Source organism: Bacillus luti (assembly GCF_009739945.1).
GTDB lineage: Bacteria > Bacillota > Bacilli > Bacillales > Bacillaceae_G > Bacillus_A > Bacillus_A luti.
In genome coordinates, this window is the sequence record NZ_CP040336.1 from 2743741 (window position 1) to 2766403 (window position 22663).

The window sequence follows — 22663 nt, forward strand, 5'->3', positions numbered from 1 at the left end:
AGTATGTTTACATTTAGAATCCAAAATTGACCGATTCCAAATATACTCAGGAATCGGTCATATTCGTTTACTAAAGAAATAAAATCCCTATAGGTATTATACTTTTTTCAAAAAATGTGTTGTTCTTTGTTTTGCCCAGTTGATACATTTCTTTTCGATGAAATGATACGAAACTATAAAAAAAGTAGTGTCATTGCAATGCACAAAGTGGTTTAGAATATCTAATTTCGTTATAGACCCTTGCCACTATCCTAGAACCAATCCCGTAGTCCTACCACTTCATACGACGAAAATAAAATAAATAAAACAAAGGTAACGATTATCCAAAAATAATAAGGAATATAGATTCTTACAAATCTCTTAATTAAATATCCCCAATAATTTGTTTGCCCCTTATTAGACACAAGAACAGGAAATTTAGTTTATATAATAATCGGCCATTCATTTGTAGAATCTATGGCAATACTCATACAGATCTTGCATAAATTAATGATATAATAAATCTTGATATTTTTTGGGTTTAACATAATTTGATTTTTTACTCGTCTTTAATCAATGGGAGTCTCAAATAATGAATGTCTCTATTTCATTAATCTTTTAAGAATAAAAATCAATTTTCCAGAAAGGAGAGTATGTATGATAGGGATAGTGGCATTATTCATACTGTCATGGATTGCACTTCAAATCTTCGGAAAACAATCTCTCTCAGTATTAGGTTTACTGCCAACAAAAAAACGAACCAAACAATTTATTTTCGCATTCCTATTTACAAGTATGTTATGCGCGTTGGTACAAAGTATAGATTTCTTGATTACACATCAATATTGGAAACTCAATCCAACCTATTCATTTATGAATTTTCTCACAGTTTTTTGGTGGAATATAAAATCTGTTCTCTTCGAGGAACTTATTTTCAGAGGAGCATTACTATATATAATAATGCAAAAAATTGGAGAAAAAAAAGGGGCTGCTTTTTCTGCTATTTGTTTTGGTATCTATCACTGGTTTTCTTATGGATTATTTGGAAGTTTCATACCAATGATTCTTATCTTTTTAGCAACCGGATTCTCTGGTCTTGTCTGGGCTTATGCTTTTCAAAAAACAAAATCAATGCTATTACCCATTGGATTTCATTTAGGATGGAACTTCACACTCAATCAAATTTTTTCAAAAGGTCCATTGGGAGATCAGCTTTTTATCTCTGTAAAAGGATTTGACTATGTCCAGCTCGTAGGAATTCCTTCCTTATTTCATTTTTTATTACCCAACATAGCCGTGCCACTCTTTACTTATTTATTCATTAAGTTTTATATTTGTAAAACTCAAACAAAATCAATAGCTTCTACACAAAAATAATTCAAAACTCAAATAAAAAGGAGCATGATAGCTCCTTTTTATGTTGAATCTCGTATTGATACTAAAAAACAGTATCCTTAATAGTTTTTCTAATAAGAATTTATAAAACTTCGAAGCTCTTTTTTTAAATTAATATTTAGTTTTATCCTATAAACTTAGCCTTTTACTATATCAACCGCACTATCCCATATACCGCTAAAGAAAGATCCAATTTGGCGCATAAAACGTGTAAACCAATTTGCTTGTTCTACATCAGTTTTTGTTACAAGGTCTATTTGTAATGATTTACCTGATAAAAACCCAGGATCTGTACTATCTTTAGGTAAGATAATCATTTTACTTATTGTTACACCTTTTTTAATAGGCGCTTCTTGTTCTTTATTCGATACTTTAAATTCTTTTTTATAAACGTCTTTGTTGCCCTTCGGCATTGGAAGGGAAATAGCTTGCTTCGTTTGAACTACTACATCTTTGTCTTTCGCATTTGCAACTCGCAAAGTTTCATGCCCTTTTATTACTGCATCTTTTCCGTAGATATTCTTCATTTCAAAATTCGCAAATCCATAATCATATAATTTCTTTGTTTCATCAAAACGTGCTGTATGAGAGTTTGCTTTTATTACTACAGAGATTAGACGCATACCGTTTCTTTCTACTGTACCAGTGAAGCAATCACCGGCTTCTGGAGTAGTCCCTGTTTTCAACCCATCTACACCTTCGTATTGCTTAATTAAACCTTTTAACATCATGTTAAAATTCACCATATCAATTGGATACTTGCCACCCTTTTGGAATGTTTTTTTTGGGATTTTTGCTGTATCTAACATTTTTGGAAAATCTCGAACGAGACGTTGTGCTAAAATTGCACAATCTCTTGCGGACATTTTATTTTTCTCGTCTAGGGTTGTCCCTTCTGGATGATGTCCTTTTAAATCATAGTTTGTTAAGCCAGTAGAGTTTACAAATTTATAATTTTTCATTCCAAACTCTTTTGACTTATCATTCATCATTTTCACGAAATCGGATTCTTTTCCAGCAATTTCTTCAACTAAAGCAATTGTTGCACCGTTTGCAGAGTAAATTGCCATTGCCTCATATAACTCTTTTACTGTATAAGAGCCACCATTTTCTAATGGAACGTTTGATAATGAGCGATCCTGTGAAATCTTATATGCATATTCAGAGATTTTAACTTTTTGATCCCATTTAAGTTTTCCTTTATCCACCGCTTCATGAACTAAGTATTCACTCATCATTTTTGTCATACTAGCAATTGCTAGTGATTCATCCGCATTTTTTTCATATAAAATTTTTCCGGAATTTGCTTCTACTAAAATTGCTGATCCTGCTTCTACGTCTAAAACAGGAACTGTTTCCGCTGATGCGCTCCCAGATGTAACAACTATGCTACAAAATAGTGTAAGCACTGTTACTATTACAATGATTTTTTTGTAAAACATACCTTCCAATTTTCTTACCTCCAATATCTTTGTACTCAAAAAAACGATATTCTTGCATAATCCCTATAAAATAGACAGTTTTATCAAATTCTATACATATAAAACGTTAGAATCGCTTTCATATAGACCATCTCATCCTACACTTTTAGGCGCACTGATACTTTGTATTCCTACACACGTCCCTATTTTTAATACCTTTGTATTTTTTAAAATGATTCGTACTTTCATATTTTTTAGGATTACAATTAATAGACAATCTAAACAATACATTTGTTCCACATTTACAAAAAATAAAAAAACTACATCCTATATAGAATGTAGTTTTCCTCACAGACTTATCTATTTTTTACTTCCTTGTTATAAAAATCATATAATAATTCAATAGATGAACTAGATAAAAAAGGAATTGCCTTCTCAACTAATTCTCTATCCCAATCAAACCAACGCATTTCCATTAGCATATTCATTTCCGTATCAGTGAACCGTTTCTTTATTTCTTTAGCAGGATTACCAACAACTATTGTATACGGCGGAACATCTTTACATACGACAGATCCTGCTGCAACGATTGCACCTTCACCGATTGTAACGCCAGGCATAATAATAGCATTCATCCCAATCCAAGCATCGCTTTTAATGACTGTATCGCCCTTCGGTTCATATGAATTTTCAATTTGCTTAGCGAATGGATATACTGTAATCCATTCTGAGTGATGATTATGATTACCACCCATTAAAATGACTACTCCACTGGCAATACAAACATAGTTCCCAATAATGAGTTTATCAAGGTGCCATCCCATCTGTTCAATCGGATTGAAAAGCGCTCGGGATTTAGCATCGCCCCACAAATACCTTACACAGCCATCTTCAAAATTTTGATGACCATAATATCCGGAATAATAGGAGTACTCACCTACTTCAATAAATGGATTTGTTACTATATCTTTTAAATACTTCGTTTCTGACCAATGGTTATATAATGGATGCTTCATAACTTTATTCCTCGCTTCTAAGTATTGTAGATTTTTTGCAATTTACTTAGAAGCTTAATACGACTGCGACATTTTTTAGCTTTCTCAAACGACGAATCATTATCTTCAAGCCTTTCTTTTATAATAAAAAAATCATAACGTGATAAATTACATAAGTCAAATTGTAAAATTATGTACTGAAACTTAAAGTATGAATTGAAATTTCAGCATTAAAACCATCGAGTTTTCAAATAGCAAATCCCAATTACATATAATACAGATTTCTTAGCTATACATCTAACTTCTTTCTTAAATTAGCCTTAACTCCCTCGATATAGTTTTATTTTTTATTGATTTGTCTGATAAATCAATAAATGTTAATATGATTATAGAAGATATTATCATCCATTAGATTTCACAGCTAGTTTTTCACAAAAACGATTTCTGAATCCTTAAGTAAATAGGAGGTTTAGAACATGAAACTTTTAAGGCAATCAACAATTATTGGTGCATTGACTGTTGGAGGATTTTTATTTTCGAATACAATTGGTACGCTCCCACCTGTGTCTGCTGAATCGCAACTTACACAAAAAGAATCACGATTTTTAGATAATTGGCGGTGGCAAAGCTATTTTTTATTACACCATAATGCAGATTTTATAGAAGAATTGGCAGTTGGTGACTTAAAACATGGAGATACATTCGATGTTACTATATATACTGGTGGTAAAGATACTGGTATTGTAAAAATATATAGATTAAGCGAAAATGAAAATGATGAAATAAACTTGCATAGATATAAAACCATTTATGACTCAGGTTTAAAACATAATTATGGTAGATTTGTAACACCTATTACTACGGTTTATAATCCAGGAACATACGTAGCCGTTATGAAACTTGGAGAAAATTATTATTATGGGGGCAGCTTTAAAATCTCAAAATAATTTACGTTTATCTAACCAGTAAATATATATTGCATACTATTGTTATTAGATAAAAACTATTTTAAAAGCTCCTCTACCTTATATAAGATAGAGGAGTTTTTTCATTGTTTGCCCTTTTTAAGGGTTAAAAAAACCTTACTTTCTATATAAAGTGAAACTTTAATCAGTGGGGGTTTTCTTCATCCCCCACTGATTATTAGCCTTCACCAATCGGAATTTTATGGGCAGCCCGACCCCCACCTAACTTCTTTGCTTCCGCTGAATTTTGAGGTGGGGGTCTTACTGCCCATTAAAGCGGGATAAATTATCATTTTTATTCAACAACTGTTTCCACCTCTTTAAGTTCTACAATTCAATATGCAATATTGCATATTCTATATGTTAGATTTAAAAACATGTGATAATTAATTTATATAAATATCTTAAATGGATATTGAAGGGGGAATGCTACATGTCTTTCTATTCTTGGTCTCCTCTTATTTTCTTAGTAGTTGTTGCAATCATCATTTCTATTAAAGGGATTAAGAAACAATAATTTATTATTTGGAGGTGAAATAATGTCATTTGCAGCATGGAGTGCAATTTTTATGACTTTAATCGGAGCAATATCTGGAGCAATCTTTGGTACAATTCCTTCTAGAAATAAGAACAAAACTATCAACTAAAAAACTCATAATGAAAATTAACATCCATAGTTCTCATAAAGTGGAACTTAAATCAGTGGGAGTTTTGTTCACTCCCCACTGATTATTAGTTGAACCAATCGGGCTTTTACGGGCAGTTGATCCCCACCCTAACTTCTTTGCTTTCGCCGAATTTTGAGGTGGAGGTCTTACTGCCCGTTAATGCGGGATAAAATTCAATGCAAAAAAGTAGCCTATAAAATTATATAGGCTACTTTCATTATTACTTAGCTAATTCTTTCGTACCCTTCATTACATCAACGAAAAATCCCCAGTTATTCACTACAGAAGAGATACTGATATGTTCATCTGGAGTGTGAACATTGAATATATCTGGTCCGAATGAAATCGCATCTAATTCAGGCATTTTTTGAACGAATGCGCTACATTCAATTCCAGCATGTACAGCGAAAATTTCAATATCTTTATTGTATTTTTCTTGATGCACTTTTTCAAACAAATTACGAATTTGTGAATTCGGATTGTATGGCCATTCTGGATACTCTGACTCTATTTCAAATGTAGCACCAACTAATTCGGCAATATATTTAATTTCCTCTGCAACATGTTGTTTTAAACTACTTACAGAACTTCTCACTTCGTTACGTAATTTAATTTCATCTTGCAACGTTTCAATAACACCTAAATTTGTTGAACTTTCTACAAGACCTTTAATATCCATGCTCATGCTTTGAATGCCATTTGGAGTTAAGAATATTGATGAAATAAGCTGCTTTTGTGTTTCTTTAGCAAATACTTTTTCTACTTTATCATCCAATTTTGTAAGTGTAACATGAACATCTGGATCAACAGCACGCATTTCTTCTTGTAATACTCGTGTCCATGACTCTAGTTTTTCTTCTACTTGCTCCAAATCTTCTTGACGTAATAAAAGTGTAGCTACACTTTCACGCGGAATTGCATTCGTTTTTAATCCGCCGTGAACTTCACTTATATTAAAGTGAATATTGACTGATAAATCACGTAAAACACGTCCTAATACTTTGTTCGCATTCCCGCGTTGTTTATCAATCTCCATGCCAGAATGTCCGCCTTTAAGTCCGCCAACATATAGACGATATGTATCCATATTTACCGGTGCTTCTTCCCAAATTACAGGAATTGTTTCAACTGCCTTTGCACCGCCTGCACTACTTACAAGTAATTTATGGTCTTCTTCAGAATCAATATTAATAAAAATCTTTCCGTCAAAGTTATTTGCATCAACTGCAAAAGCTCCGCCCATTGTTGTTTCTTCTTCAGTAGTTATAACAACTTCAAGTGCTGGATGCGGAATATCTTTTGAGTCTAATAAAGCTAATGCATATGCAACTGCAATACCATTATCAGCACCTAAAGTTGTTTGATTCGCATATAACATGTCTCCAATAATTCGTAATTCAATTGGATCTTTTTCAAAATCATGTACCGTTGCTTGGTTTTTTTCGCATACCATATCCATATGCCCCTGAATGATTATAGCTGGTACATTTTCATAGCCAGCAGTTGCTTCTTTTTTAATGATGACATTTAATGCTTCATCTTGAATAACTTCTAAGCTGCGCTCTTTCGCAAAATTTACTAAGTAATCACTAATTTCTTTTTCATTACCAGATCCTCTAGGAATCTTTGAAATTTCTGCAAAATGATAAAATACAGGGTGCTTTGTTAATTGTTCTAAAGTAGAATACATTTTTAAGCTCCTCTCAAAATGACAAAATAATATGTAAGTCTTTTATCATTATACCATGATTCATTATTTTACCTTTCTTTTAACTTTTTAATATGTTGTTCATTTTATGTACAACACTCTTACAACATTGTAAGGATGTTGTAATCTATTTCAATTTTTCTCATTTCATAATAGCCTTATACTGTGTAAAGAAACCAATTGAAGGAGATACCGAAAAAGTAGAAGATAGAAACTTACGAAACTTTACGCTACCCGCATATGATGAAGACGGAGTCAAAAAACAAATTACATTTAGAAGTACAAAAAAAGAAAACGACCATAAATTAAATGAAAATGCGTTTTTACGCCTTTATGTAGATCAAGATGATGATAATAAAAAGGAAATATCATCAATTGAAGTAAAGTCCTATGAAGAAATTCAGAAATCAGATTTACCTACAAAAGTACAAGAAAAATTTAATATTAAATAAAAATAAAAGAAAATGCGCTATGCATTTTCTTTTATTTTTTTCACCTGTATAAATTTCGAACTATTACTATTCATAAGTTTTTCTAAACGATTTATATTTTCCGTTAATGCACCTTTCACAAGAGAGAAATCTGTATTTGATTCTTCTTTTTTTTCTTTAAAAAACGAAGACTTTTGTACATTTATTTCAGCCATCTCTTCTCCCCCTTTTCAAAAGATACAACCTTTTATTTATATTATATAGCAAATGTAGACAGAGTGTACACTTATGATTTTCTTTTTAATTCTTCTTCTAAATCTTCTACTTGCTGCAAAGTATCTCCTTTTATTAAAGAAAAATCTGTTATATCTTCATTTTCTTCTTTAAAAAAATCATTATCATAATCTTTTATCACTACAATCACCTCTACGTGCTAGTGTAGGAATGATTGTCCGATTTTATACAAGGTTATCTAAATTTACTTTCCCTTTATGTATAAGTGAAAAGGACAGTAGAAAACCCTGTCCTTATTTACTAAAATAACTATGATGTATCGTTAAATTATATACATTTTCAAAATCTCGATCTTGCAGGTTATGTTTCTTCCCATCAATAACAATGAAAACATCACTCACTATTTTTGCTGGTATAATTCCGACATTTTCTACTTGCACCGCTTTCTGCTCATTCAATTGCTCGATGTGTTCAAACGGAACGATAATACTAAATTGAGAACGGATACCGCGAAAGTTTGTATTTAATTCCTTTGCTGCTTCAAATACAACAATTTTCGCCCCAATCTTTTCCCCATATGAATCTAAAAATGCATTTAAACTTTTGTATATTCTTCTTCCGTATGCCATTCCATTGTACCGAATACTGCCGGATTAACATTTTGAATAATTGTTGTGTAAATTTCTCCTCTTGCTTTAGAAGCAATTAATGATCGTTTTATCGATTGGACAGTCTTGCCGATATCACTAAATTTTGCTCCCCATATTTCTGAAATATTTGGTGTTAAAATAAATGCGATATCAACGAAAATAACCATTGCAGTGAACATTAAAAGATTTTTCCAGAGGGTTAAATCAATTCCTTTTATCATGAAATACACGGTGACTGATATTATAAACAAACCATACCAAGTCTTTCTAATACGTTGCTTTTTCTCCTCGTATAACTCTTCATTTCTCCAATAAAAGAAAACAAGTACTAGAAAAACGATTGCTAAAATAAATAAGCCGATTCGAATGTTAGAGATCACCAATGACATCACCCTCCATTCAAAAACTACTCACGATATCATTACATGCACAAGCAGCTCTCTTTATGACAAAAGACGTGGACAAGCTTCTAAATTTAGCTATAACGCATATACATTAGAAGGTGCCACGTCTTTGATCATGAATCTACATTGTATATGTAGACAAGCATGCGTTTCAAATTTTCATGTTAAAAAGAAATATGTTTCGGAATTTCCCCTTCAGGTACTTCTCCGTCCATACTTAAGTAATAATGACGAATTGGACGTAAATCATCATCTAATTCATACACGAGTGGTATGCTCGTTGGAATATTCAACGAAACAACACCATCGCTTGAAAGGTTATCTAAGAATTTCACTAGCGAACGAATCGTATTACCGTGCGATGAAATAATGACCTTTTCACCATTTTTTAATGATGGCGCAATTTCTGAATGCCAATAATCAAGTACTCTTTTCTCCGTATCCACTAAACATTCTGTCAATGGAAACTCACCTTTTTTAAGTGCTTTATATTTTGGGTCATTCATTTCATACCTAGGATCATCCTCAGTAAGAGCAGGTGGTCTCACATCGATACTTCTTCTCCAAATATGAACTTGCTCCTCACCATATTTTTTCGCAGTTTCATCTTTATTCAACCCTTGCAATGCACCATAATGTCTTTCATTTATCTTCCAAGATTTATGTACTGGAACCCAGGCAAGATCCATCTCATGAAGTACAATCCATAACGTCCGAATTGCTCGTTTTAATACAGATGTATAAGCAACATCAAAAGTATATCCGTTTTTCTTTAATATTGCTCCTGCTTCTCTTGCCTCACTTAGTCCATTCTCTGATAAATCTACATCTGTCCAACCAGTAAAACGATTTTCGAGATTCCATAAACTTTGTCCGTGACGAATAAGTACAAGTTTTATCATTATAATTCCCCTCTCGGAAATGTGAATTTTGTTGTTCCATTGCGTACACCTATAAAGTTTTTGGTAATGTAATTTTTTTATTCATACATACTATGGTTAGGTTAATCCATAGTTTCCACATACATGGATAGAATTTGTTTTTATTCATACTATAAAAACAGAAGCTTTTTCATTATTTTTGCTCAACTGGTAGTTCCCGTTTTGATATCCATGCATCAAAACCAGAACGACTATTTGCCATTTCATTCATAACTTGATGCCAATTTTCTTCACACGATTCACCAAATTTTGAAAAAATGGCACCCATTTGTTGTCTTTGTACATCACTCAGTTTTTTCTCTAAATCGGCACCTTTTTCTGTTAAAGATAACTGTTTCACACGACGGTCATGTGTAGCTTCATTACTCTCAATTAATCCCTTTTCCACAAGTTGACGCAGCGGCCCGTGAAGAGCTTGTTTACTTATTTCTAGCAGTGATAATAACTCATTTACACTTATTCCTGGAAAGCGTGCGATAAAAAATAAAATTCGGTGATGCACTCGTTGAATGCCATACTCTTTTATAATTTCATCTGGCTTTTCAGTAAATGTTTTATATGCAAAGTAAAATAATGCTAATGCTTCATTCATCTGTTCTTCTTTATGTTGTGTCATCTACTTTCCCCCTGTATGTAAATTATACCACAATCCAATAATCAATATTTTAATGACCGCATTGGAACTTCTTTAGTCTATTGAAATATTCATTGCAGAATTAGGAGATGATTCACTTGAAAACGCAATATACTGTAAGTACATATTTATTAGACCGACTAAGTGAATTAGGAATTGAGCATATTTTTGGGGTCCCTGGTGATTATAATTTGGCTTTTTTAGACGATGTACTAGCACATGAAAATGTAGAGTGGATTGGCAATTGTAACGAATTAAACGCAGCATATGCAGCAGATGGGTACGCTCGCATAAAAGGAATCGCTTCTCTAATTACTACTTTCGGCGTTGGAGAGCTAAGCGCCATGAACGGAATTGCTGGCTCATACTCAGAAAACGTACCAGTTATAAAAATCACAGGTACACCAACAACAACAGTAATGGAAAACGGAGCACTTGTTCATCATACGTTAGGTGATGGAAAGTTCGATCATTTTTCCAATATGTATCGAGAAATCACGGTGGCACAGACAAATTTAACAGCTGAGCATGCTGCTGAAGAAATTGACCGTGTACTACGTGCATGTTGGAATGAAAAACGACCTGTTCATATTAATTTACCGATTGATGTATATAATAAACCAATTAATAAACCGACAGAACCTATTATAAATAAACCTATTTTAAGTAATAAAGAAGCATTAGATAAAATGCTTCTACATGCCATTTCAAAAATAAATAATGCCAAAAAACCTGTTATTTTAGCTGATTTTGAAGTGGATCGATTTCATGCCGAATTAGATTTACTGCATTTCGTAGAAAAAACTGGGTTTCCTATCGCAACGTTAAGTATGGGGAAAGGAATATTTCCTGAAAAACACCCACAATTTATAGGAGTTTATACTGGTGATGTTAGTTCTCCATACTTAAGAAAAAGAATTGATGAATCTGATTGTATTATTAGTATCGGTGTGAAATTAACTGATACTATTACCGGCGGCTTTACACAAGGTTTTACGAAAGAGCAAGTGATAGAAATCCACCCCTATACTGTGAAAATTATAGATAAAAAATATGGACCAGTTGTAATGAAAGATGTTTTACAACAGTTAAGTGATGCAATTGAACATCGCAATGAGGAAACACTTGATATTAAGCCATTAATTTCAGAATCACTATCTATTACTGAAGAATTTAACCCAAAAGAACAAATGATTACACAAAAACGTTTTTGGCAACAAATATACCACTTTTTACACGAAAACGACATTTTAATTGCAGAGCAAGGAACACCTTTCTTCGGTAGTGCTACTATCCCTTTACCGAATAACACAACATATGTAGCGCAACCATTATGGGGATCAATCGGCTATACATTACCTGCCCTACTTGGTACACAGCTCGCTAATTTATCGCGGCGCAACATTTTAGTTATTGGTGATGGTTCTTTCCAATTAACTGTCCAAGAGTTATCGACTATACTACGGCAAAATTTAAAACCGATTATATTTTTAATCAATAACAATGGATACACTGTTGAACGTGCAATTCACGGCCAAAATCAACCGTATAATGACATACAAATGTGGGATTACACAAAACTAACGAACGTATTTGGAACAGAAGAAAAAAGCCAAACATTTAAAGTAGAAAATGAAACAGAGTTAGCAGAAGTCTTAACAAAAATAAGTATTGATAAGAATCAACTTACCTTTGTTGAAGTTGTAATGAGCCAAGGGGATCATCCTGAACTGTTAGCTAAACTTGGGAAAAGATTCGGCCAACAAAATTCTTAAAAAGAAAAGCGTAACTGTAAATAGGTTACGCTTTTCTTTTTTAATCTTTATTCAGCAAGAGTTAACTGCCAAGACACACCATATTTATCATTTAACCAACCAAATTTTTTACTAAACGGATAGGCACCTAAAGGCATAAGTACTGCTCCATCTTGAGCTAGTTTATTAAAAGCCGTTTCAATTTCTTCTTCCGTATCACAAGTTACATAAAGAGACATAGCTGGTGTAAATGTAAAATTATGATTTACATAACTATCAATGCACATGAACTCTTGCCCGTGTAACGTAAAAGTTGCATGAATTACAGTTCCCTCTTTACCAGGTCCATTTTCATCGTAGCGAGAAATATTTACAATTTCCGATTGATCAAATAGCGACGTGTAAAAGTTCATCGCTTCCTCAGCTTTTCCTTCAAACATTAAAAACGTAGTAATTTTTTGATTTGTGTTACTCATATAGAGACAACCCCTTGTTATGTATTTATGCAAAATATACATCAGTCAACAAAACCGAACGTATATTCTTATAAGTGTATTGTCTATAAAAACGATGAGTTTGTCAATTATCTACTTTCTTACTTCTTCTTAAATAATGCTGTCCAAAGAAATGATTCTCCAAACATAGTATTTGGTTGTTCAATTTGTTTCATCTTTCTAATTTCAATCACTTCAAATTCTTTAAATATCTCTCTTAATTTCTCTTCTGAATATGCTAGACCACCTTGTAAACTCCATCCTCTATATACGTCCCAATCTGTTATTTCTGATCCATTTCGCTCATCTAAATCGCCTGCCGCAAAACATGTTAATCCAAAATAACCACCCGATCTTAAAGATTTTTCAATTAACTCTATATAATTCATTCTTCTATGTGGTGGAATGTGATGAAGACAACCTGAATCATACACAAGATCAAATTCATTTTGAGCCTCTAAATTAAAAATCGAATCACAAATAAATTCAATTTCTACCCCTTTTGCTAAAGCCCGCTCTTTCGCCCAATTAATGCCTTCTATAGATAAATCCACTGCGGTTACATCAAATCCTTCATTTGCTAGATAAATTGCGTTTCTACCCGGACCACATCCAAGTTCTAGTGCTTTTCCTTTTGAAACCCACTTTTTTTGTATATACGAAACTAGGTTCTCATCTGGTACATTTTCAAAAAATGGAACATCTTTTTCTCTATTCGTATAAAATTCATTCCAAAACGGTTCTGCCGGTCTTAATAATGAATCTAGCATTTTTAAAATATCTTCATGATTATGCAACGTTTCATTTTTCACTTGTATCCCTCCAAATTTAAATAGCCAGAAAATTATTATATATCTTTTAGAACTTTCAGACAAATGGAAAAACTCCTACATTCAATAGGAGTTTTTCTATTTAAAATCCAAGTATAGATAACCATTTTAACAACTTCTCTTCTCGCGTTTTTAAATCATCGTTCCAAAGCTTACCTAACTGTATTTCACTTACAATTTCTCCGTCCACCATAAATAGGGCTCTTTCTGTTTTCGCTGCTACCTTTACATCATGAGTCACTAACATAATAGTAGTTCCATCACGGTTAATATTTAATAGGATTTGCATTACTTCTTCTGTTGATTTTAAATTTAGAGCACCCGTTGGCTCATCAGCAAAAATAATATTTGGATTATTAATGAGCGCTCTACATATAGAGACCCTTTGTAATTGCCCTCCAGATGCTTCGGTTATATAATGAGACGCTATATCACTTATACCCATTTTCCTCATTAGCTCTAGAGCACGTTTATTTATTATTTTCTTACTCTCACATTTCACTAAATATGCAGACAAAATGATATTATCAAATAGATTCAAGCTTCTAAGAAGGTTGCTCTGCTGAAAAATAAATCCTATTTCAGTAAGGCGCAATTTGGCTAACGCTTCTTCTTTCATATATGATAATTCTTTACTATCAACTTTCACACTTCCAGATGACATTTGATCCATTCCGCTAATAGTATAAAGTAACGTCGATTTTCCGGAACCAGAAGGTCCCATAACCGATACAAATTCTCCCTCGTAAACCTCTAAATCTATATTTTTTAGCACGTGATAATTTGCATTTCCAACTATTGAATATGCTTTGTTTAATTGCTTTACTTCTAAAATTTTTTTCAAGTTATACACCCCTACTCCCCATTTGGCTTTACATCGTTTGTTTGCTTCATAGTAAAACTACTGAAAAGTGCTGTTGCAGTCACAGATATAAATAAAATAGCTGGACATATTACATAAGAAACGATAGGATTTACGACAAACTTTATATGAGCTGCTCCCATAAACGAGCCCAACCAACTTACTAATATTTCACCAAACGTAGCAGCTAAAAATGTCCCAGTTAAAATACCTATTAATACAATGACAATTGAGCGAGTTACATACTGTATACGAATATCTTTGCTAGAAAAACCAATACTTTTCATTATTAATATTTGGGAGGAGTCTTTTGCCAATAACATTTTAAAAAACATTGCAGTAATTAAAACTGATATCAATATTGAAATCCAAATTGACACTTGAGTCACGAGTCTTAATTGTTTAATTGTCTCTCCTAAAGTTTGCTTTAAATAATCATCCGTATCTGTTATTTTTGCTGAATGAAAATTTTGTTTATATTCCTTCACTTTTTCTTGCAAATTTACATTAGGATTCAAATCTACATTTACTACATACCATAATATATTTTCAGTATTATAAGAAAAACTAGCTTTAGCTGTTTTCCCACCGTTCGTTACATCTTGATACATACCACTAATAGTTAGTGTTTTCTCTTTCCCATCAACAAATAAAACAATATTATCCCCTACATTCTTTTTTAATTCATTTGCGTTCATATAAGAAAGAGCAATTTCATTTTCATTTTTTGGTGCCATACCTTGAATATAATCTAATGGAAATTTAGTAAAGTCCCCCACTTCTACATTTAAGTTTTCATGTGTACCATCAGCGTTTACCATTTTAAATGTACTCGTTACAAATGCTGCATAATTTTCTACTTCATCATCATTTTGTAAATATGATATAACGTCCTTAAACCGTTTCTCTATATTTTCAGTTTGCTGTAAATCTATTCGAATATCACTTTTTCCTGTTCCCATATAATTTACAAACTGCGGTGACTGAATCGTATACAAAAAGTTAACAGGTACAACAATCATGAACACCGCTATTATTAAAACGAGACTTAACACTCTGTATAACTTAAATCGCTTCACAACATCTTGTATACCAATAAATATATTTACATTTTTAATTTTTGATTTATTGAGTGAAAAGGAGTTTTTAATCTTTCTTTTTCCTAGTTTATCTCTTGATCGTAAAGCATCTATTGCTGTAATTCCCCTAAATTTCCGCAAAATGATGCGACAAAACAGGAGAATGACTAAAAATAACAATGTTGTGATTATTAATGGCACAACATTGTGTAAAATACTTTTATCTGCCGCCCCCATATAAAGAGTGATATTAGAAGTGAATATCTTTGTAACAAATAGTGAAAGTATATATCCACATATACATCCACCAGCTGAAATAACAACATATTTTGTTACATATAGTTTTTGAATATCTTTACTTGTAATGCCGATAGCTTTCATAACACCAATTTCCCGATAGTCTTCTTCCATCGAAGTAATGATCGTAAATCTAATACATAACATTGCAATTAACATTAATAATACGCTTATTATGATAAGCACTGTAGCTATTATTCCATCTGTTAATGAATTGAGTGTTTTAAATAGTGAATACGTAATAGAGGGGCCTTTTTGAGGTAAATTCGATGACTCGTATAAATTTTCAAATTCATTTATTTTATTTACATCTGTTAACTGAAATTCAATAAGGTATTCACTTTCTTCAAAATTTCGTTTTATGCTTTCAAATTCTTCATCGCTTATTACAAATCGTTTTGAACTAACAATTGATGGGTTCATTTGAACATCACGAACGAATGCTGATATCGTAAATTCTTGTTCAATATTATTTTTTATAATCCATATTTTATCTCCAATACGCAAATTATACTTTTGCATATAATAAATGGGTACACCTATTTCCCCTTTCCTAACATCGACCACTTCATTATTTAAATTTAATAAAAAGTCAAACTTACTATTTTGTTTAACGAAGCTTATATCCATTACACTATGATGTTCTGCTTGATTTTTCTTCTTTATAAAAATGTTAGATCCATTTATTTGAACCATCTCAGCCGTTTGCTGTTCTTTTACAAAAGGAGTTTTCGCTACAAACGAATCAATTGATTTTTGGTTTATTTTTCCGGCATGCATTTGTACGAAGTGAGGTGCGCTTGATACTTTAAACAATTGATCCATGGAGTTCAATAGATTGATAACATTACTTGAGGCACTAGCCATTAAAAGACTCGATAACATGATAAACATAAATAAAATGGTAATTATCATTTTATTTTGAGAGAAATCTCTTTTTAATATTCTCCTAATCATATGAAGCTAGTTCCCTTCATTCGATAATATTTTCTTCGTCACAACCGCTATTAATATCATTATGAAACTAATTGCTAATATAGGTAAATAAATTTTCATACTGAATTCTTCAAACATAAAACCATAAACGACTTGCCCAATCGGTGCCATACATTGAGATACAGCTGTTATAATTGCCATTACTTTTCCTAGATTTTCATTTGGTGTTTTCTTTTGAACTACAGTAATCACATAAATGGATACAATTGTCATAATCATTGCAATTAGAATAGAAGAAAGCATAAAGAGGATAAATGGTGGGTAGTATCCTAAATTAAGAATAAATGGTGTAACTGATAGTGCCATTGGTATTACTAATAAAGCTATTAAAAGCATCCAATAATACAATGTTTTCATCTGTAGCTTTTTCGCAAAAAAACCTATTGATAATGCACCTATAATAGTTGCAAAATCGATCAATCCCATTCCGATTCCATATAACGTGTGGCTACTTTCCAATGTTACTCGTATAATAATTGGAGCACCAACAACAAACAGCGGTGTTAGTATTAAATTTAGTAATGCGGCTAAAAGCATAGATTTCAAAATAAATGATTGTTGTAAAACATATACAAAACCTTCTTTCATATCCTTTACAATTGTCGGTATGATATGGCTTTCTTGCGCTCTTTTTATAAAAGGTATTGTAATAAACATCTCTAAAATCGCAGATAAAAAGAAAGCGAGGCAACTTATTATTACGAGCATTTTCAAACCAATTATGCCGTACAATATTCCTCCTAATACAGGAGAAACTATATTAGATAATGCTTGCACACCATTTACGATACCGTTCGCTTGTTCTAACCTTTTCTCTGGAACTAATTGCGGAATACTCGCCATTACAACTGGTGCGTACATTGCACTAATGACTGCTAGTAAAAACATAATTGTTCCAATCAATAGAATAGATACAGATCCATTAAATAATAAAACTATAAAGCTTAATACAATCACAGCATTGATAAAATCAAAAATAACCATTAAATTACGGCGATTGAAACGATCTGCTATTGCTCCGCCAAGAGGTGCTAGCAGAAACGGAATACTCGTTATTGCATATAACCCTGCGAATATATCTGCACGCCCTGTTATATCTAATACATATAAAGACAGGGCAAAACGTAATAGTGTTGAACCTAAAATAGTAATAATTTGCCCACTCACCATTAAGTGAAAATCTTTTATAGAAGATTTTATGCTGGTTGGCACCTTAATCACATCCTTCATGTGAGTTAGACCGACTGTCGGTCGATAAACATCAAACAGAAAATTACTATTTCTGTTTGATTAAAACTTCCATCATGTAATCAAAAGCTCCCTCTTTCGCTCCAACAGATGCTTCCATCATTTTAATATAAGCCTTAGCTCTTCTCATCACTTCTTCTGGTTTCCACTGGAATAAACCATCATCAAATATGACTTGTGCTGAAGAGAGTAATAATTCAATTGTTTCTTGTGGGTATGGAGTAGAAAATATGCCTTCTGCGATTCCTTGTTCTAAAACTTCCGCTAATACAGGAGATAAATGAATAATGGATTGTACTAAACTTTTTTGATGCATTTCTGCATTATTTGGTTGATGAAATTGCTCAATCATTTTATCTTTTACATCCCCTGATTTCGGCGATTGTTCCATCAAAACTCGAAATAACTTTTCTAATACTGGGATATTTGAATTAGAAACGATTACTTTCGCTTTTGCAACATCTTCTTTAATGATCCTCATAATAATTTCATCCATTACTTCTTCTTTCGACTTAAAATAGTGATAAAACGTCCCTTTTGCTATCCCTATTTCTTTTAAAATGTCATTTACTGTTGTTTTCGTATAACCTTTCGTAATAAATAAACTTTCAGCAGTTTCTAAAATTTCCTTTCGTCGCTCCTCATACTCCTTTACAATTCGCATTCACGTTCTCCTTCCTGCCAGACCGACTGTCGGTCTATTTAAATTATATGTTTAGTTAGTAAAAAGTTTCCTAATTATTGTACATATACAACACCACACTTTTTATTTCCTTTATGTATTTTAAAAATTATTTTAATACGGTAAATGAAATTTTAAGATTACTCCTTAGCATCCCCCTCCACTCATATCGACTTCAATGTACAAACAAAAAAGAGCCGCAACGCATTGCGACTCTTCCATAATAACTATTTAACGGCCACGTCTTTGCTGACCTTGTTTTGTACTACTTTTCTTATTACTTGGCTTATTAAATGATCGATTGTTATCATTTCTCGAACTATTTCTTGAATCGCTTCTTGAGCCATTTCTCGAATCACGTCTTGAATCACTTCTTGAACCTTCGCGGCTATCTCTTTGACGATATTGATCTGATTTCTTTGGAGCCGGCTTTGGTAACGGTTTTCCATTTTCATCTACACGTTTTATCTTCGGTTGTTCGATTATTTCTCTTTGCAATGGTGCACCAAGCGTTTTTTCAATTTCTTCTAAATGTTTTTCATCTTTCGCTGCAACGAACGTAATTGCAAGACCAGATCCACCAGCACGTCCTGTTCGGCCAATGCGGTGAATATAGCTTTCTACATCCTCAGGAATATCAAAGTTAAATACGTGCGTTACACCATCTACATCAAGTCCACGAGCTGCTACATCAGTCGCAATTAAGTACTGAATTTTAGCTTCGCGGAAACTCTTCATAACTCTTTCACGTTTCGCTTGAGGTATATCACCATGAAGTTCAGCACAATTATAACCTCTCCCTTTTAAATCATCATATAGCTTACTTGCTCTAACCTTTGTACGGCAGAAAATAACAGCTAAAAATGGCTGGTCACGATCCATAACAAAACGAAGTGCATCTGGCTTTGCACGATCCGTCGTCTCAATGACACGCTGTTCAATGGTATCTACCGTTACTTCTTCACTTTGTACTTGAATCATTTGCGGCTCTTCCATATAACGCTTCGCCAATTTTTTAATATCCTTTGGCATCGTTGCTGAGAATAACATCGTTTGTTTACTACCTGGTGTCTCATCTAAAATATCTTCAATATCATATAAGAAACCGAAATAAAGCATTTGATCCGCTTCATCTAGTACAATCGTTGAAAGATTACTTAAATCAATTGTTTCACGTCGTATATGATCTAATAATCGTCCTGGTGTCGCTACAACAATATGTGTATTACCTTTTAATTTTCTCAATTGTTGCGCTACATCTTGTCCGCCATAAATTGCTAATACATTAATATCTTCTCTTTGAACAAGCATTTTTTTAATTTCAGTTGTAATTTGCAGTGCTAGCTCCCTTGTTGGTGCAACAATTAAAGCCTGAACATCACTAGACTCTGGATCGATTTTTTCTAAAATCGGTAACACGAATGCTAACGTTTTACCCGTCCCTGTTTTCGCCTGCCCAATAATATCTTTACCTGACATAATAACAGGAATTGCCTTCTCCTGAATCGGTGTTGCTTCTGTAATTCCATTTTCACGTAATGTATGATTAAAAGTTTCACTAATTCCTAATTCTAAAAAGTTTTTCAAATAGACCACTTCTTTTCCTTATTTTTCACATTAGCTTTCATTGTACCATTTGTTTCGCCAAATATGAAAAATAAAAAAATTCTTATCTTCTTTTTTTATATTCATCCTGTACTAGATGAACAAATTCTTTTTGTTTTTTCTCGGAATTCATTAATGCCCCCATGTTAGTAGTAGACAAAATGAACTTTTTAATTTTTCTATTACTCCAAATTAGTCTTGTATACTTTTTATCTTCGTGTAGCCTTCGAAACCACTCGTATTCACTTAACTTTGCAATATGATGTTTTAATTTCATATCATTTCGTGGATAAAATATAATTATATCCATTATTAGATCAAATAATAAACTCATCTTCTCTCCTCCTATACATATATATTTCAATGTTACGGAAATATAGTTATAGGGTGATAAAATTGACCACTACATTCATAAAAATTTTTTGCATATTTATCTTATTATATTTTCAATCCACCACAATTATTATGGCGAAACCTCAAACAGATGTAATAAGTGCATTCAAACATGCCTTACTCAAAAATGATAAAAAATTAATGCAGTCATATGTAACAGAAGGAGTTGAACTACCTACTTTCCAAAAGGAAAAACCTATTCATGAAATTAAAATAGTACCATCTCCAAAAGAAGATACCACAATTCTTATTTCTTATTTCAAAGGCACTAATGATGAATTTACTATCGGTTTCATTTTAGAAATAGTAACAAAAAATAATAAAATATCTCAAATGAATCAAATTTATGATGGGAATCCACTTATGAAAGAAGCTACTATCGTAAAAGAATATGAAATGAAGCGTAAGGAACATATACTTACTCCTACAAAATTCCCGTTCGAAATTCACGAATTTCAAGGGTACATCTATAACGATTACTTAAACCTCCAATACTACAATGAAGATATTAATGGGATTTTTAAAATCACTGTTTCACCAGTTCAAAACAAATTAGGCTTCTATGTACTTAGGGGAGCTAAGTTCTACACCTTAAAAAATAATATAAAAGCATTATATAATCCTCATTTTGATTCAGCATATAAGCTTATCTTTCAGCAGAATGGTTTTCAATATACAATTGCAATTGGTAACAAACGCTATATACAAGGAAAATATAACGTAAAGGATTTACTTCAAATTGCAGAATCTATGAATTAAAAAACCGATCTTTTCTATATAAGAAAGATCGGTTTTTTATTATTTTATATATTGAAATTCCCTCCATGATAGCAATAATACTGCGCTGCTTTAAGACTTTTAATCCTATTTAAAGACTGTTCCGCCCTTTCTATATCTAAACAAAAATTCGGATTAGCTATAACTAACTCTCGATTCTCTTGAACCGCTGCATCTCCTGTAATTACACAGTCTAAATTCGGAAAATATAATGAAATATGCCCCGAAGTATGTCCTGGCGTTTCCACTACTTGACATTCATTATTCAAAATCATTTGACCATCATGTACTTTTTCATCGACGGAAATATGTTTTATATTTTTTAACTGTTGTATAAACCATTTACCAAATTCTTTTTCTTCATTTGGCATACGTTCTAACATTTCTTCAGCTTGAACTAATCTCTCTGATTTTATATCACCATTAATGTAGTGGGATTCAACTTCACTAGCAATAATATTAATGTGAGGATATTTCACTTTGAAATCATATAAAGATCCTATATGATCGTCATCATAATGGGTAATAATTATATTTTTTAAGTTTTTCATCTCATATCCATGTTTTAATATTGCATTTTCAATTAAGGGTAAAAAACTTGGATATCCTGTATCGACTAACGCTAATTCATTATGTAATATAATTAAACTTGGATAAATACATTGTTTTTGCCCGTTAAATTCGAATTCAATTGGTAGTTCTATTATTTTCATTTTTCTTCCCCCATACCGCTTATAAAATGCATAATAATAACTAAATCATACACATACATTTTACTATACATATCAACAAATAATTTGCATCCAAATATCCATTTAGTTCAAATCCACGTTTAATATGTCATTTCTATATAACAAAGAAAAAAGCACCCGTTATGGATACTTCCTTATCTTACCTGCTCAACTACATAAATCAAATTGGGTCTATCCGAAACCTGATATGTATAGTCTTCATTTTTATGCATATATGTTTCTATCCTATTTATCACTTCAAACATCCTGTCTGAATTCGCACTGAAACGAGATACTGAATCACATAAAACTATTGACCCTTTCTTATAAAAATTAATAATTTCATAAATATCTCGTTCTAAACAAACTTCCCCTACTTGCAAATCCTCTTTCGCTTCATAGTTATAAATCCCCATTCTCATCTTCCCCTCAAATTGTATTTTTTCTTACAACATCCCCTTGTTACATAAATAATACCACGATAAAATTC

22 protein-coding genes and 2 pseudogenes are annotated in these 22663 nt (G+C 32.3%); 5 read left to right on the forward strand and 19 right to left on the reverse strand.

Going from position 1 to position 22663, the window contains the following annotated elements; genetic code table 11:
* Positions 1–162: 162 nt before the first annotated feature.
* A pseudogene (locus tag EUC40_RS14045) lies at positions 163–389 on the reverse strand (acyltransferase family protein); the annotation flags it as partial.
* Between the two features lie 247 nt (positions 390–636).
* On the opposite strand from EUC40_RS14045, the gene EUC40_RS14050 reads away from it, so the two are divergent.
* Positions 637–1356, forward strand: coding sequence for a CPBP family intramembrane glutamic endopeptidase (locus EUC40_RS14050; protein WP_244322162.1), 720 nt, complete (start codon positions 637–639; stop codon positions 1354–1356).
* A 155-nt stretch (positions 1357–1511) separates the two neighbouring features.
* On the opposite strand, the gene EUC40_RS14055 is transcribed toward EUC40_RS14050, so the two are convergent.
* Together EUC40_RS14055 and EUC40_RS14060 are read right to left on the reverse strand one after the other, a co-directional pair.
* The gene (locus EUC40_RS14055; protein ID WP_280115220.1) at positions 1512–2825 is read right to left on the reverse strand and encodes a D-alanyl-D-alanine carboxypeptidase family protein; all 1314 of its coding nucleotides are present in this window, start codon (positions 2823–2825) and stop codon (positions 1512–1514) included.
* Positions 2826–3151: 326 nt separating this feature from the next.
* Positions 3152–3811: a CatB-related O-acetyltransferase gene (locus EUC40_RS14060; RefSeq protein WP_156575723.1), complete on the reverse strand. Its 660-nt coding sequence runs from the start codon at positions 3809–3811 to the stop codon at positions 3152–3154.
* Between the two features lie 455 nt (positions 3812–4266).
* On the opposite strand from EUC40_RS14060, the gene EUC40_RS14065 reads away from it, so the two are divergent.
* Positions 4267–4737, forward strand: a complete 471-nt coding sequence (locus EUC40_RS14065; protein WP_156575724.1) for a DUF5065 family protein — start codon at positions 4267–4269, stop codon at positions 4735–4737.
* Between the two features lie 906 nt (positions 4738–5643).
* Here the strand turns inward: EUC40_RS14065 and pepD are convergent.
* Positions 5644–7113 (reverse strand): beta-Ala-His dipeptidase, encoded by a 1470-nt coding sequence (gene pepD, locus EUC40_RS14070; protein WP_156575725.1) that lies wholly within the window; start codon positions 7111–7113, stop codon positions 5644–5646.
* A gap of 92 nt (positions 7114–7205) precedes the next feature.
* Here pepD and EUC40_RS14075 point away from each other — a divergent pair, with 92 nt between their 5' ends.
* Positions 7206–7583 (forward strand): DUF1093 domain-containing protein, encoded by a 378-nt coding sequence (locus EUC40_RS14075; RefSeq protein WP_156575726.1) that lies wholly within the window; start codon positions 7206–7208, stop codon positions 7581–7583.
* A gap of 17 nt (positions 7584–7600) precedes the next feature.
* Here the strand turns inward: EUC40_RS14075 and spoIISB are convergent, their stop codons facing one another.
* From spoIISB to EUC40_RS14095, 5 genes and pseudogenes are all read right to left on the reverse strand, one after another.
* Complete coding sequence (gene spoIISB, locus EUC40_RS26960; protein WP_167520150.1) at positions 7601–7777, reverse strand: stage II sporulation protein SB; 177 nt, start codon at positions 7775–7777, stop codon at positions 7601–7603.
* A 71-nt stretch (positions 7778–7848) separates the two neighbouring features.
* Positions 7849–7977, reverse strand: a complete 129-nt coding sequence (locus EUC40_RS14080) for a D-alanyl-D-alanine carboxypeptidase (protein ID WP_156575727.1) — start codon at positions 7975–7977, stop codon at positions 7849–7851.
* Positions 7978–8089: 112 nt separating this feature from the next.
* Positions 8090–8829, reverse strand: a pseudogene (locus EUC40_RS14085) (type II toxin-antitoxin system SpoIISA family toxin).
* A gap of 185 nt (positions 8830–9014) precedes the next feature.
* Positions 9015–9752: a 2,3-diphosphoglycerate-dependent phosphoglycerate mutase gene (gpmA, locus tag EUC40_RS14090; RefSeq protein WP_156575728.1), complete on the reverse strand. Its 738-nt coding sequence runs from the start codon at positions 9750–9752 to the stop codon at positions 9015–9017.
* Between the two features lie 172 nt (positions 9753–9924).
* Complete coding sequence (locus tag EUC40_RS14095; protein WP_156575729.1) at positions 9925–10407, reverse strand: MarR family winged helix-turn-helix transcriptional regulator; 483 nt, start codon at positions 10405–10407, stop codon at positions 9925–9927.
* Between the two features lie 107 nt (positions 10408–10514).
* On the opposite strand from EUC40_RS14095, the gene EUC40_RS14100 reads away from it, so the two are divergent.
* On the forward strand, positions 10515–12200 hold the full coding sequence (locus tag EUC40_RS14100; RefSeq protein ID WP_156575730.1) for an alpha-keto acid decarboxylase family protein: 1686 nt from the start codon (positions 10515–10517) through the stop codon (positions 12198–12200).
* A gap of 47 nt (positions 12201–12247) precedes the next feature.
* Here the strand turns inward: EUC40_RS14100 and EUC40_RS14105 are convergent, their stop codons facing one another.
* The 8 genes from EUC40_RS14105 to EUC40_RS14140 all read right to left on the reverse strand — a co-directional run bounded on the left by EUC40_RS14105 (position 12248) and on the right by EUC40_RS14140 (position 20606).
* A complete protein-coding gene (locus EUC40_RS14105) occupies positions 12248–12655 on the reverse strand; it encodes a VOC family protein (RefSeq protein ID WP_000072477.1) in 408 nt (135 codons plus the stop codon).
* 119 nt (positions 12656–12774) lie between these two features.
* Entirely contained in the window at positions 12775–13485 is a 711-nt protein-coding gene (locus tag EUC40_RS14110) for a class I SAM-dependent methyltransferase (RefSeq protein WP_156575731.1), read from the reverse strand.
* A 100-nt stretch (positions 13486–13585) separates the two neighbouring features.
* Positions 13586–14347 carry an ABC transporter ATP-binding protein gene (locus tag EUC40_RS14115; RefSeq protein ID WP_156575732.1) on the reverse strand — a complete coding sequence of 254 codons (762 nt, stop codon included), beginning with the start codon at positions 14345–14347 and terminating at the stop codon, positions 13586–13588.
* 11 nt (positions 14348–14358) lie between these two features.
* Positions 14359–16698 (reverse strand): ABC transporter permease, encoded by a 2340-nt coding sequence (locus EUC40_RS14120; protein WP_156575733.1) that lies wholly within the window; start codon positions 16696–16698, stop codon positions 14359–14361.
* A gap of 6 nt (positions 16699–16704) precedes the next feature.
* Positions 16705–17967 (reverse strand): MFS transporter, encoded by a 1263-nt coding sequence (locus tag EUC40_RS14125; RefSeq protein WP_156575734.1) that lies wholly within the window; start codon positions 17965–17967, stop codon positions 16705–16707.
* Between the two features lie 46 nt (positions 17968–18013).
* A complete protein-coding gene (locus tag EUC40_RS14130; protein WP_156575735.1) occupies positions 18014–18649 on the reverse strand; it encodes a TetR/AcrR family transcriptional regulator in 636 nt (211 codons plus the stop codon).
* Positions 18650–18898: 249 nt separating this feature from the next.
* Complete coding sequence (locus EUC40_RS14135) at positions 18899–20263, reverse strand: DEAD/DEAH box helicase (protein WP_156575736.1); 1365 nt, start codon at positions 20261–20263, stop codon at positions 18899–18901.
* Positions 20264–20336: 73 nt separating this feature from the next.
* A complete protein-coding gene (locus EUC40_RS14140) occupies positions 20337–20606 on the reverse strand; it encodes a hypothetical protein (protein WP_156575737.1) in 270 nt (89 codons plus the stop codon).
* A gap of 29 nt (positions 20607–20635) precedes the next feature.
* Here EUC40_RS14140 and EUC40_RS14145 point away from each other — a divergent pair, with 29 nt between their 5' ends.
* A complete protein-coding gene (locus EUC40_RS14145) occupies positions 20636–21424 on the forward strand; it encodes a hypothetical protein (protein WP_156575738.1) in 789 nt (262 codons plus the stop codon).
* Positions 21425–21468: 44 nt separating this feature from the next.
* Here the strand turns inward: EUC40_RS14145 and EUC40_RS14150 are convergent, their stop codons facing one another.
* Positions 21469–22155 (reverse strand): MBL fold metallo-hydrolase, encoded by a 687-nt coding sequence (locus EUC40_RS14150; protein WP_156575739.1) that lies wholly within the window; start codon positions 22153–22155, stop codon positions 21469–21471.
* A 173-nt stretch (positions 22156–22328) separates the two neighbouring features.
* On the reverse strand, positions 22329–22589 hold the full coding sequence (locus tag EUC40_RS14155; protein ID WP_071712235.1) for a hypothetical protein: 261 nt from the start codon (positions 22587–22589) through the stop codon (positions 22329–22331).
* Positions 22590–22663: the final 74 nt, after the last annotated feature.